Source organism: Congregibacter sp., assembly GCF_045107095.1.
In the GTDB taxonomy this organism is placed as follows: domain Bacteria; phylum Pseudomonadota; class Gammaproteobacteria; order Pseudomonadales; family Halieaceae; genus Congregibacter.
On sequence record NZ_JBGCFU010000003.1, the window covers coordinates 1 to 13,073 of the forward strand.

The window sequence follows — 13,073 nt, forward strand, 5'->3', positions numbered from 1 at the left end:
GTTGTGATGAAGAAATTTTTGCCCTCGCTTCAAGAGCATAAACTTTCTGCGCAGCAATGGCGCGTGATCAGGGCACTACAAGACGAAAATGGTTTAGATATTTCAGAACTCTCTATTCGATGTCATCTGCTAATGCCAAGCCTTTCGCGCATCATTCAGAATCTGGAGTCGCGCTCACTTGTAGAACGTAGAACAAGCAGCAGCGATAACCGTCGCTCCGTCATATATTTGACAAAAAAAGGCGGGCAATTGTTTGAGCTCATAGCGCCTAAGTCATCAGAGAGATACGACTACATCACTGAAAAATTCGGCTACGGGAAACTCGAACTGCTGTATGAACTTCTGGAAGAGCTTGTTCAGAAGATTGATGATGACGATGATGCCACCTAACGCTATTGCGGGCACTGGCAAGTTAAATTGCTGACTTGAGAAGAAGCCGGTCTCTTGCCTCAAGCGACCACCCTACTCCACTCTTTAAACGCGCTGATCCTGAGATTTCGAAGTTGTTCAGCGCGGACTAGGTGCCTGCCAAGGTTAAATAAAATACTGACGGCAGCATAAGCACTCAGCAATCACTACACTCTGGCATCGTCACGCTCTTTACTCACCAACGACTTTCGCGGGAGCCTTCACCGCCCCCGCGCATTTGTCTTGCAGGCCCTTCAAGCCGACGCGCCCGTTCCGCTGTCAGCAAGTTCGGCGTCGGTTCGGAGTTCGGTCGAAAAATTCTGTTGCGCTTCTTCGGCTTACTCGCCCCAGCCCAAGATTTTCCTCCCAGCCGGTTCGGCCCTGGTTCGGTAGTCGCACATCACCGCCCCGCCCCAGAAAAAATCGCTTACAATTCTTGCTCTTGCAAACGCATTGAGCGGCTCTCCGGCCTTCTGTTAATCATTGGGTCGCTGGTTCGAGCCCAGCAGGCGGAGCCATATTTAGCCGGTTTTCATAACCGTATCAAAGGGTTGCAGCGATGCAGCCCTTTTTTATGCCTGCAGAAAATCCCGTTTAATGAATGCTGGGATCCACCATTAATGATGAAGAACCAAATGTTGGCGTACGCCTATGGGCTGCTTTCGAAACAGAAATGAAACAGCCTCTCGTTCCGGCGGCACAAAGCCAACTGAAATAGCGAAGAAATATCAAAACTAGCTCAAAAAACAGAAAAATCGTGCGAAAAAACCCACAAACCAAGCTGAGACGCTAGCTTCACACCATCGTCTGTGGTTTTGTCACACATGTGGTCGAGGCAGTTGCAACTGCGTGTACCTCATGATTACTGCCGCCACCGAAAGCCAAGTAAAGATTGCATCTAATTTGCCTTTGTTTTTTCAGCCAAGCTATACAAGGAACCACCATGAGATTACTAACGAAACGCCCACCGATCAAAATTGCAACGCTAGCGCTTGCCGTGTCCATGGCGCAGTCGGCTATAGCCCAGCAAGATACGCTACTTGAAGAAGTCATCATTACGGGTACCCGTTTGGCGGATCGATCGGCCTCAGATTCCCCTGTGCCGGTAGACGTCATCAGCGGAAGCGACTTCCGAATCAACGGTTCAACCGACCTTCAGGACATGCTGCGTACGCAGGTGCCCTCTTTCAATGTCAACTCTCAACCGATTAGCGACGCCGCGACGATCACCCGCCCACCAAACCTGCGTGGTCTGTCACCCGACAATGTGCTGGTGCTGGTTAACGGCAAGCGCCGCCACCGCGGCTCCATTATCTCCTTCCTAGGAGGTGGTATTTCCGATGGCGCACAGGGCGTCGATATGGCAGCCATCCCGTCGCTTGCCATAAAACAGGTCGAAGTGTTGCGCGACGGCGCCTCATCACAATACGGATCTGATGCGATTGCAGGGGTGCTGAACTTCCGTCTTCGCGACTCCGCCGAGGGCTTTGAGATGGTGGCGAGAACCGCTTCCACCTTTGAAGGTGATGGCGATAACTACATGGTGGCAGCGAATCTTGGCCTGCCGTTGGGCGACAATGGTTTCGTTAACATAACCGGCGAAATGCGCGATGTCGAAGGCACCGTGCGCTCTGTCATCCGCGATGATGTCGCCTTTGCCGCGGCAAATGGCTACTCACCGGTTTCTGACTTCCAGACCATCAACACATACACAAACGAAGTACCCCAGTACTGGGGTACGCCAGATGTGAATGATGACATTAAGCTGTTTATTAACTCAGCCTACGAAATTAACGACAGCATGGAAGTTTACGCGTTTGGTAACTATGCAGAACGCGAGGTAGAAGGCGGCTTCTTTTACCGCAATGTCGTTGGCGGACCATCTGGTCAGCGCGGCGGCGTTTATGCGGGCCCCACGGTTGATCCGCTAACCGGGCTTAGCAACGCTACGGGCGTGCCCTCGGTGCTTGTGGGTGACCTTGATGGTGGCAGTAGCTGCATCGACGGTATTCCTTTGGGCGGCTCCGGCGGGGTTATTCCTGACCCGACGCTGCTAGCACAGGTATCGGCAAGCGAGAACTGCTTCTCCTTCATCGAGACAATCCCGGGCGGATTTGTTCCTCGCTTTGGCGGTACAAACGAGGATATGGCACTGGCAGCAGGTATCCGCGGAGAAATCAACGTCGGCGATGGCCTTGACTACGACCTCAGCGTACAACGTGGTTCGAATCGTACTGACTTCTTTATTCGCAATACCATTAACGCGTCTCTAGGCCCGGCCACTCCGCGCAATTTCGTTCCTGGCGGACAGGAGCAGACCGAAACGGTTTATAACGCCAACTTCGTCTACGGCATTGACGTCGGCTTTGCTTCTCCCTTGAGTGTTGCCTTTGGCGCAGAGTTTCGTGAGGAGGAATTCGATTTATTTGCTGGCGACCCAGCGTCCTACGCGCTTGGTCCTCTCGCTTCTCAGGGCTTTTCGTCAAGCTCTAACGGCTTTGGCGGATTCCCTAACGACACCTCGGCCAAGCAGGACAACACATCGTTTTACATCGATCTTGAAGCGGATGTTACTGATGACTTGACGCTTCAGGTTGCGGCCCGCCACGAAGAGTTCAGCAACTTTGACGGGACGATTACCTACAAGCTGGCAGGTATGTACCGTTTAACGGACAGCTTCAGCTTTCGCGGTGCTATCTCAACGGGCTTCCACGCGCCGACGGCCGGTCAGGCGAACATCACTAACGTAACCACCCAAAACGTGCAGGGCGTGCTGGTTGATCAGGGGACACTTCCGCTGTCTTCCGCGGCTGGACAGATAGGTGCTGATTACATCGAAAGTTTTGGAAATGGACGACCAGACCTCGATACCGAGGAAGCCGAGAACTTCTCTCTCGGCGTCGTATTTGACATTGGGAACTCCACCTGGACGATCGACTACTACAACATTGATGTAACTGACCGAATAGCCTTAGGTGCTAACGTCGACTTCCTTGATGCACTGAACTTTGCTGGCGGCGGCTCCGATTACGGCACGATCTCTGAGGCATTAACTGGACTCGACGCGGATGGCATTATCAACCGTCAGGACTTCCTGGGCCTCGACGACTTGTCAGAATTCCGCTTCTTCAGCAATAGCTTCGATACAAGCACCGAGGGTGTCGACGTTGTTGGCAACATGTACTTTGACTTCCTCAGTGGCAGCTCCACTGTGACGGTAGCGTTTAACTACAACAAAACCGAAGTCACCGATCGCGGAACGGTCAATCCGATCAGCGATGGCCGAGTAGAAGCTCTCGAAGAGCTGCTCCCAGAATACAAGGGTAATGTGGCGTGGTCGCATGTGCAGGGTAAGTTCCGCACACTGCTCCGTGCTAACTACTACGGGGACTGGAGATCGACAGCTAACGGCTACAATGTAGACGCAGCGACGTTGATCGACGCTCAGGTAGCTTATCAAGTCACTGACTCGATAGAAGTTGTGCTGGGTGTTGAAAATCTGTTTGACGAGTATCCGGACGAGAACCCAGGTCAAGGTGGTGCCGGTCAGCTGTACCCCGAGGACAGCCCCTTTGGCTTTAACGGCGGCACCTGGTATCTACAGGGACGTCTGGTCTTTTAACAGGACCTAGCCACAAGAAAAGCTTCGCTAGCTGATCCGCATCTGGGGCCAGCGAAAACGAAGCTGTGAAGGCCGCAAGCATACGAAAGTATGCGTGCGGCCTTTTTTTTGGTCCATTGCCGCTAAGGAGAAGAGGGTAAGTGGTGGAGGAAGCTAGTCCCGGGTCTCAAACTACCGCCTGACCTCATCCACCGAGCGCGCTCCCCCTGAGATCGCGGTAATGTTGTTTGCGCTATAGCTGATACGCCCGCCTACCATCGCCATAACGGTAGCTGCATTGAGAATATCGGCCGGGTCAGCAAGCAAGAAATCCACATCAAACACGGTGAGATCCGCGAACTTGCCGACCCTTATGGATCCGCGCTCGTGCTCCTGAAATGCAGCATAAGCAGGCCATAGTGTAAGCATGCGCAAGGCGTCCTCGCGAGATACGGCAAACTCCGGGTGCCAGTTGTCGCCTAGACTGCCGTCGACGCGCCGCCGGGTAATAGCAGCATAGAACTCGATGCGAGGATCGCCGGCTTCCACGGGGGCATCGGACCCCGCAGCAATTTTCAAGCCCTGGTCCAGCAACGCCTGCCAGGGGTAGGCGTACTCCAATCGCTCTTCACCCAGGCGGTCGCCGGCAAAATTCAGGTCACCAATGGCATGACTCGGCTGCATAGACGGAATAACACCCATCTCTACCAGTCGCTTTTGATCCTGTGGCGGAATGATCTGCGCATGCTCCAGGCGCCAGCGCAAATCCCGGGTCCTCCATTTGTCTGCAGGTAAATCGGCCTGAGCCTGCGCGTACCAGTCCAGCGTGCTGCGTAAGGCGCGATCGCCGATTACGTGGGTCATAACTTGAAAGCCCTGGCGAAGAGCGGCCTCAAGCACAGGCATGAGTTCTTCCTGGGAGGTTCGATTCATAAAGCCATTGTGCTCGGCATCGGAATAGCTATCGATAAGTGCCGCGCCCCGTGAACCCAGGGTGCCATCAATAAAGACCTTGATACCGCGCAGCTCGAAAAACCCATCGGCAGTTTCTTCAATGCCGTGATGCATCAAAGCTGGGGCTTCTGCGATAGGAATCGCTACGTACACGCGATGAGCCATCTCTTGAGACTCATGTAACTCACGCAGCAGACCCACCTCGCGCCAGCTCATACCCGCATCATGGGTTTGGGTCCAACCCAGGGCTGCATTTGCAAGCATACCCAGGCGCAGATTGTCTTTGATGTACTCGTCGGTCTCCGGCGGCAAGATGGCTCTAAATTGATCCATGGCCCGGGCGAGCACATAACCGGTGGGATTGCCCTGGCTGTCTCTCTCAAAACGTCCGCCCTCGGGATCGGGTGTGTTGGCATCTACTCCGGCAAGCTCCAGCGCCCTACTGTTAACAAGGGCTGACACGCCATCGGCCCGAGGCATGTACAGAGGTTTGTTCGCCGTAAACGCATCAACATCTGTACGGCCGAGAAAACGTCGATCATCGCTCCATTCGCGCTCGATCCAACCTCGACCCAATACCCAGTCTCCCTCGGGGACAGAGTCCGCCCAGGCCCTGATTCCTTCGATAGTCGCCTTGCGCGTAGGAATTCCGAACAAACTTAAGCTGCGGGTACGCCTTCCCACACCTTCAAGGTGCTGATGACTGTCTGTGAAGCCCGGATAGACAACATGTCCCTGTAAGTCCATAGAGTTCTTTGCACCACAGGCCCAGCGACCCGCCTCTTCGTTACTGCCCACGAAGACAATGCGATCCTGTTTTATGGCGATCGCCTGCGCCTGCCAGTTATCGTCATCGGCGGTGTAAATGGTGGTGTTGTGAATCAAAAGATCACTGTCTGGGCACGTGGGCAGCTCACCGGCGAGCGCCGGTGAGAGCAGCTTGGCCGCTAATGCAAATGCACTGATTGGAATCCCAATACAATCAAAAGAGCCTGCCTTGAACATTTGAAATACCTCAGCCCTGTCGTCAAATAAGTGTTCGAGTTAAGCCTAGCATGGCGAAAACGTGATCTGACCTGCCCTGAGTTTTTTGGGCCACACTAAATTTGAGAAGATGGCCTCCTGATGATTTCGGGTATGCGTATTAGAGGTTTTCTAACGACAGCAACGGCGTAAAAATCTTGTACTTACAGCCCACAAAAGCCCCTCTCTGCTCTACTGTTAATCATTGGGTCGCTGGTTCGAGCCCAGCAGGCGGAGCCATATTTAGTTGGTTTTTATAACCGTATCAAAGGGTTGCAGAGATGCAGCCCTTTTTTTTTGCCTGCAGAAAATATTCAAACTGATTACCGGAGCCATGCTTGCCCAAAGACTGCCCAAAGGAATAGAAGCTCGACGAGACTATGGGTGACAAAAAGTAATCACCAGCAAACTGGAGTGCAGCTTCCCAGAAGAACTTGGCCCCTCTGCAGTCAGGGTCCCGCCTGTTTACTATCGATGTACCGCATCACCAGTTCCCGCAGCACAGTCAGCGGAATTTCACCGCTGTTTAAAACCACATCATGAAACTCGCGGATGTCGAAGGCATCGCCAAGCGCTGCCTGGACCTCGCTGCGAAGTCGCAGAATTTCCTGCATGCCGACCATATAAGCGGTTGCCTGCCCAGGATCCACGATGTATCGCTCGATCTCTGCAACAACCTCGCTTGCCGTCCGGCTCGTCGTGCCGAGCATATAGTCGATAGCTTCTTCGCGAGTCCAGCGTTTGGCATGGATGCCGGTATCGACGACAAGTCGAACGGCGCGGAGGAGTTCGTCCTGCAGACGACCAAGATTGTCATAGGCACCAGGCTGAAAACCCATCTCCCAGGCGAGACGCTCAGCGTAGAGCCCCCAGCCTTCCGAATAGGCCGTGAAATCCACGAATGATCTGAACGCCGGGAGGCCCTCAAGCTCAAGCTGAACAGCAGACTGTAAATGATGTCCGGGGATACCCTCGTGATATGCCAATGTACGCATCGCGTACTTTGGCGACGTTCTTATGTCGTATAGGTTCGCGTAGAACACGCCAGGGCGACTGCCGTCGCTGGATGGAGCCATGTAGTAGGCACCCCCCGATGTCCTTTCGTTCATCGCCGGTACCGGCTCAACCACGATGTCCGCATTGGGTATCACGTTAAATGTGCTACCGATGCCTTCCTCCATCTCCTTGATGATACTGGCATAGTCTTCCAGAATTCTGACGCGTCCTTCTTCGGTATCGGGATAGTAATAGCGCTCATCCTGCGCTAGCTCGTCAAACAGGGCCTTCACGCCTGGTGATGTGTCAAAACCTTCAGCAGCAAAAATCGCCAGCATCTCCTGCTGTATCCGAGCCACCTCGGCAACGCCGATAGCGTGGATCTCATTCGCTGACATATTAGTCGTGGTATGAACCCGCAAAAGATAGTTGTAATAAGCCTCACCATCGGGGAGCTTCCACACCCCCGCATCGTCGTTGGACTTGTCGCGCAGGGCAGTAAAGTAGTCGATGTAGCCTTGGTAGGCCGGATAAACCACTTGCTCTATTTGCGTACGGGCCGCAGCGAGGAGTGCTTCACGCTCACCTTTGTTGATCGCATCCGTGTTTTGCATCTTTTTCTGCAATGATGTGTAGAGCGAATTCTCTTCGGCAGGAGAGGCAACGAACGCCAACATTCCCGCAATCGATTTGTCGATGACGAAAGTGGGCGGGAGCATTCCCTTGGCTTCACGGAGCAGTAACCCCTCCATGACCTGATCCATCTTAAGACCTGTCTTGGACAGGCGACTGATGTAATGCTCGGCATCTTCGCGTGTATTGATCTGGTGAAACGAAACCAAAAACTCAGGAATCTCAAGCTGCACCCCATCCAACTGGTTGACCGGGTAGTTGTGATGTCGAAAACGCCAGTCCTGCTCGGGATCTCCCAGATACTCTTTTGCCACCTTCACTGACAGCTGCCAATCCGCGGCCAATTTATCAACGTCATAGCTGTCAAGAGTGGCCAGGGTTCGCCGTGTGAACTGAATTTCTTCTTCGGCGGCAACCTCGGAATCGTCATCCCATTCCGCGTTGTGGCCGTTGATACCGAACTGCTCAAAAATCCCTACATATGTGAGATCTTCGGGACTGCTCAATAAATATTGCACAAATGTCCGATTAACAAAATTGCCAATAAAAAATGGTTTGGCGAACCACTCATGAGCGGCAAACGCAGTAAAAATGAGCAACACGCCGCCTATGGTCAATCCCAGGTATTTACCAATTCTCTTAACCATAGCGGCTGTCTAAAGCTCCTTTAAAATTCATCGATTACCAACTTGAGCACCCAAGGCTTTTAAGCTGCCTTTGGCATGATAACTACTTTTTTGGAACGCTCTCCAAGTCTGATGACGTTACCAATATACTGAACTGACGAAAACGTTCGTCTACGAACGACAGTCTAGGAGTCGGATTTAAAGATAGCGATTTATCAACACCGGTATCCAAGCTTAGGCAGTTTGTTGTTTTTTGTACGCTGAACACCCGATATGGCACCCGAGAAGACGTCCCTACCATGAAAGAATGTAACCAGTGCGGCAAGTGCTGCCTTCACTATAGTGACGGCGGCTTATCTGCCAGCGCAGAAGAAATAGAGGCCTGGGAAACTTTCAACCCTGCTATCGCAGAGTATGTGGTAGACGGAAAAATTTGGATGGACCCCAATACCGGTGCGCAACTTACTCGCTGTCCCTGGTTACAATTGCTACCCGCTGGCACAACAAATCGTACGGACAAATACGGCTGCAGTATTTACCAAGACCGCCCCGAAGACTGCCGACACTACCCTACTTCCATTGCTGAAATGGTTCGCGATGGTTGCGAGATGATTGAAGTTCGCGACCTGAAAGCGCCGGAGCAAGCACAAAAAATGCTGGACCACATGATGTCCGACAGCCGTCCTCCGGCACAAAAAACCTAAGCCTAAGCAGCGGACGATCCAAAGTTTCATGGATAGCAAGGGCTTATTGGATGCCATCCACCGGGCCGATTTCATCACCACAGCTCAAGGCCTCACCGATCTCGTCTCCCAGAAAGCCCAGACGAGTTTCAGTACGGCGTCATCGTTGATGTGGGTTGTGTTGCATGTTCCTACAAAAACCCGCGGGGCCGTGAGAGACTTAAGTCTTTAAAGCGATCTCTAAGAGCCCTGCATGGACTACACAACGGTACTCATCGGAGTTGCACAGATTAGCCTTGTTCTAACGGGCTTTGTTGCTGTGTTTATGGGTTTTTTTGCGGAGGCGCAGTCGCCTTCCAAGCCGGACGTTCATCATGCTTTTGCGATGCTGGCAGGCAGCGTCTTGGTTCTGTTACTCGCCCTGCTCCCGATAGTTTTGGGCGCTTATGGTTTTAATGATTCTCAACTTTGGTACTGGGCTTCCATGTCCGGCGTCGTCATGGGCGTTGTGTTTGGAGCGTCGATGTTGCGACTGACGATTAAGCTGACTAAAGAAGAGTTCCGGCAGGCGGGTCTTCTCCACATGTATTCATGCTACTCCCTGGGCACCGGAGCGACCGGTCTAATGCTCTGGAACGTACTGGTCGGCGCAGGTCCTGGTCACTACTTGTTGGCTGTAGTGATGAACTTAATGGTCGCGCTCGTTAGTTTTGTGGCGTTTTCCATACAGAACTTCCTCAAAGTCTGACTTAGCAGTTAACAGCAAATGTTATGCCGCGCCTATCGATGAAAGTGACGTAACGACTGTTGATCTCATTCAGTTTGTCAGTCTCTTCGAAATAGGTTTCGCCATGTACTTTGTCGTCGCATTTCTAGACCGCATCTATGCATGAAAATTGCCCATCGGGGCTACAGCAGGCGACAGCGCCCATGGCAGCGACGAATTACTGGCCTGGGTGAAGCGCTAACCAACAGGACGTTCCATTTCTCTGGGCGGCTCAGAAAACCAACGCGCCCCCTTGTCCGTGATGTACAAACAGTCTTCAATCCGCACGCCATACTGACCGGGCATGTAGATGCCGGGCTCGTTGGAAAAGCACATACCCGGCTGCAGCGGGGTTTTCTCGTTCCCCACAAAATTTATCGGCTCGTGGACATCCATGCCTATGCCATGCCCCAGGCGATGAGAGAGTCCAGGCAGACCGTAGCCGGGCCCAAAGCCCTCGGACTCATAGAGGCGGCGCACCACGCGATCGACTTCACCCGCAGCCGCTCCCGGCTGCGCCGTTGCAAATGCCAGATCCTGACCACGGCGAACCAGATCCCAGAGGCGTCGCTGTTGATCGCTCACCTTGCCGACGACGAACGTTCGCGAAATGTCAGAGCGGTATCCACCTACACCACATCCAAAATCCATGAGCACCACCGAGCCATCGACCACATACTCGGGCTCACGGGAGCCATGGGGTAATGCCGTACCCTTATCGACCTGCGCTCCGCCGGAGGATCTCTCTCCGCCTAGCCGTGTTTGTGCCTCATGCATCAGAGCCCCTATCTCGGGGCCACTCATGCCCTCTTTCACCAGCGGATGTACCGCCTGATACGCCGCGACAGTGATGTCATTGGCAGTCTGCATCAGCGCCAGTTCGGTCGAGGACTTGATCATGCGACAGGCATTCACTTCATTTGCGGCAGAACGAAACTGCCAATCGGTTGCGGTCTGCCCAAGGCGATAAGCAACGAAGTAGCGAACCGCTTCATCCAGTACGACCGTGCGATTGTTCGGACGACGGTTTTTCAACCAGGCAGCGAGTATCGCAAAGGGGTCTTCGTCTTCCTGCCAAACAAGTATCTCCACCGAAGATCCTGCCATCTCACGCAGACGCGATTCCTCAAAGGCCGGTGTAATGAAGATCTGCGCGCCGTCGGCAGTAATCAAACCTGCGGTAATGCGTTCGCTGAGCCACCATTTCACACCAGTAAAATAGTCAAGACTAGAACCCGGTTCGATCAGGGCCGCATAGACGTTCTGCTCTCTGAGTATGCTGCTGAGCTTTTCTCTACGCTGCTGGCGCTCCGCATCGCTAATGTAAGTTACGGACCCTGTCATAGGTTTTAAGCTATCAAGAAGCGAGGTGTCTGGCGCTGAAACGGCCCGTATGGAAGAGGCATGGGTTTTGGCTGACAGCACTGCGGGCAAGAACGGAGCGAGCGTGGCTAGGCCGGCACTGGCGCGGAGAAGATGTCTACGTGAATACTTGCTCATGGTGTTTTCTCCGATTTTCTACTGTTGTGCCGGGGACTGCCAAAGGGCCTTATCAAGCCCAGGACCATCTCACTGATTTTTTTCCTTCGAAGCCAAATACAGCTCGTGCTGCTCTAAAACACCTTCCCAAAGATTTTCTAGCTCAGGCTCAACCAGACCAAAGCGATCACTAATAGATTGTACAAACTCATCAGCAGAATTAATCAGGTGTTCTTCGCGGCCGCCAGGAAGGATTTTTGTCGCAACCCGCCCTACCTGTAAGTCATACCCACCGGGCACCACACGCTGGAACACTAAGGCACTCATAAAAGGTGATTTGGCGGCCGTGCTCAGCCACTGGCATTTCTCGCTAAGTTGGTCTTCATCAGCCGGCTCATGCACAAAATCGAAGGACGGGGCGCTACCCCCCGGGTAATTGTACAAACGCCAGTAGTCCTCAGAACGCGTCAATTGATAGGAAAATCCGCGCTGACTGAAAGTATGAGGCCTTAGCGGATAAGGTTCGTAAGGGCCATCACCAAGACCTGCATCGACAATCCAAGGCTCGTCTAATTGCACACATAAAACGAGGTGATTCCCAATGGCCGAGTCTCCTCGTTCATCGCGTCTTACGCCGCCAGACATACGCATAACGTTGAAGCCAATACACTCCAACATCCAGCCTAGCAATCCATTCATCTCGTAGCACCAGCCACCCTGACGCTGTTCCACCAACTTGATATAGCTTTTTTCAATGTCGGTATTTAAAGAACGACCTAGCTGCACATCTAAGTTGCTATAAGGAATGTTGTAGCAGTGCTGGCGCTGTAGTTGCGCAAGTGTTTTCAGATCGGGTTTTGGGGTGCCGACAAAGTTAATTCTTTGGATATAGGCGTCAAGCTCCATGCAATTCCCGCGCTGGCAGGTTAAGCAGTGCTGTCCCGAGGAACGTCAAATCCTCAGGTTTGCCGTGCATGCACTTCGATTGCATCAATTACTCTGGGTCTAACGTCTTCCGGGATGTTGTGGGCCATACCAGGAAACGAGACAAATTCAGCACCCGGAATCATCTCGGCGGTATGTTTTCCATGCGGCAAAGGCAGTAAAGGATCGTCCTCACCGTGTATCACCAGTGTTGGTAGGTCGATGGCCATAAGGTCTTTACTGCGATCTCCAGAGTGCATGATAGCCATGAGTTGTCTGGGTATCGCCGCGGGGTAAAAGCCCTTGGCATGCATCTCCGCTACGTCTTCCTCAGATGTCTCGGCAACATTACGAATGGCAGCGACAGATTCCTTGCTAGCTTGAGGCAGATGCGGCGCGCCACTACTGGACATTATGGAGATAAGGCTAATGACGCGCTCGGGATGTTCAATGGCTATCGTTTGCGCAATCATCCCACCCATGGACGCTCCAAGTACGTGGGCGCGTTCTATCTTTAGCTGATCAAGCAGCGCGACCGCATCATTCCCCATATCCGACAGTGTGTAGGCATGGGAGACTTCTAGCCCCATTTTTGCTTTGAGAAAGTTCCACCAGAGCACCGGCTCCCCCCAGTCATCAAATTTCTGGGAACCGCCGACGTCTCGATTATCAATCAGCACCACTCTGAATCCCTTATCGACCAGACCAGCGGGGAATTCATTACCCCAGACCACATGGGATGCGCCGAGTCCCATAATCATCAGCAGGGGTGTCCCATCGGGATTGCCCATCTCAGTCCAGGCAATGCTGGTTGCATTGACGGTAGAGGTGTTCAATGGAGGGAGCGCACCATCCCCGGCGATGCTGCCTGTAGTAATCAACAGCAGCGGGATGCAGCAGAAAAACGCCAAAAACGACTTCGACCCAGACTTCATAAACGATTACGATCCTTGTGATGGCTCAGCGTAGCCATCCGAAGA

9 protein-coding genes are annotated in these 13,073 nt (G+C 53.0%); 4 read left to right on the forward strand and 5 right to left on the reverse strand.

Going from position 1 to position 13,073, the window contains the following annotated elements; all coding sequences use genetic code 11:
* Positions 1-390: homoprotocatechuate degradation operon regulator HpaR (hpaR, locus tag AB8B76_RS00585; RefSeq protein ID WP_405268731.1), on the forward strand; the 390-nt coding region annotated here is incomplete at its 5' end.
* Between the two features lie 961 nt (positions 391-1,351).
* Positions 1,352-4,030 (forward strand): TonB-dependent receptor plug domain-containing protein, encoded by a 2,679-nt coding sequence (locus AB8B76_RS00590; RefSeq protein WP_405268734.1) that lies wholly within the window; start codon positions 1,352-1,354, stop codon positions 4,028-4,030.
* Between the two features lie 171 nt (positions 4,031-4,201).
* On the opposite strand, the gene AB8B76_RS00595 is transcribed toward AB8B76_RS00590, so the two are convergent.
* Entirely contained in the window at positions 4,202-5,968 is a 1,767-nt protein-coding gene (locus tag AB8B76_RS00595) for an amidohydrolase (protein ID WP_405268736.1), read from the reverse strand.
* Positions 5,969-6,435: 467 nt separating this feature from the next.
* On the reverse strand, positions 6,436-8,262 hold the full coding sequence (locus tag AB8B76_RS00600; RefSeq protein ID WP_405268739.1) for a DUF885 domain-containing protein: 1,827 nt from the start codon (positions 8,260-8,262) through the stop codon (positions 6,436-6,438).
* Positions 8,263-8,540: 278 nt separating this feature from the next.
* Between AB8B76_RS00600 and AB8B76_RS00605 the strand changes: the two genes are divergently transcribed.
* Together AB8B76_RS00605 and AB8B76_RS00610 are read left to right on the forward strand one after the other, a co-directional pair.
* On the forward strand, positions 8,541-8,945 hold the full coding sequence (locus tag AB8B76_RS00605) for a YkgJ family cysteine cluster protein (protein ID WP_405268742.1): 405 nt from the start codon (positions 8,541-8,543) through the stop codon (positions 8,943-8,945).
* Positions 8,946-9,177: 232 nt separating this feature from the next.
* Complete coding sequence (locus AB8B76_RS00610) at positions 9,178-9,672, forward strand: hypothetical protein (RefSeq protein ID WP_405268745.1); 495 nt, start codon at positions 9,178-9,180, stop codon at positions 9,670-9,672.
* Positions 9,673-9,888: 216 nt separating this feature from the next.
* On the opposite strand, the gene AB8B76_RS00615 is transcribed toward AB8B76_RS00610, so the two are convergent.
* The 3 genes from AB8B76_RS00615 to AB8B76_RS00625 form a co-directional block, all read right to left on the reverse strand.
* Positions 9,889-11,190: a M24 family metallopeptidase gene (locus tag AB8B76_RS00615; protein WP_405268748.1), complete on the reverse strand. Its 1,302-nt coding sequence runs from the start codon at positions 11,188-11,190 to the stop codon at positions 9,889-9,891.
* A gap of 69 nt (positions 11,191-11,259) precedes the next feature.
* The gene (locus AB8B76_RS00620) at positions 11,260-12,075 is read right to left on the reverse strand and encodes an arylamine N-acetyltransferase (protein WP_405268751.1); all 816 of its coding nucleotides are present in this window, start codon (positions 12,073-12,075) and stop codon (positions 11,260-11,262) included.
* A 53-nt stretch (positions 12,076-12,128) separates the two neighbouring features.
* Positions 12,129-13,028 carry an alpha/beta fold hydrolase gene (locus AB8B76_RS00625; RefSeq protein ID WP_405268754.1) on the reverse strand — a complete coding sequence of 300 codons (900 nt, stop codon included), beginning with the start codon at positions 13,026-13,028 and terminating at the stop codon, positions 12,129-12,131.
* Positions 13,029-13,073 lie beyond the last annotated feature (45 nt).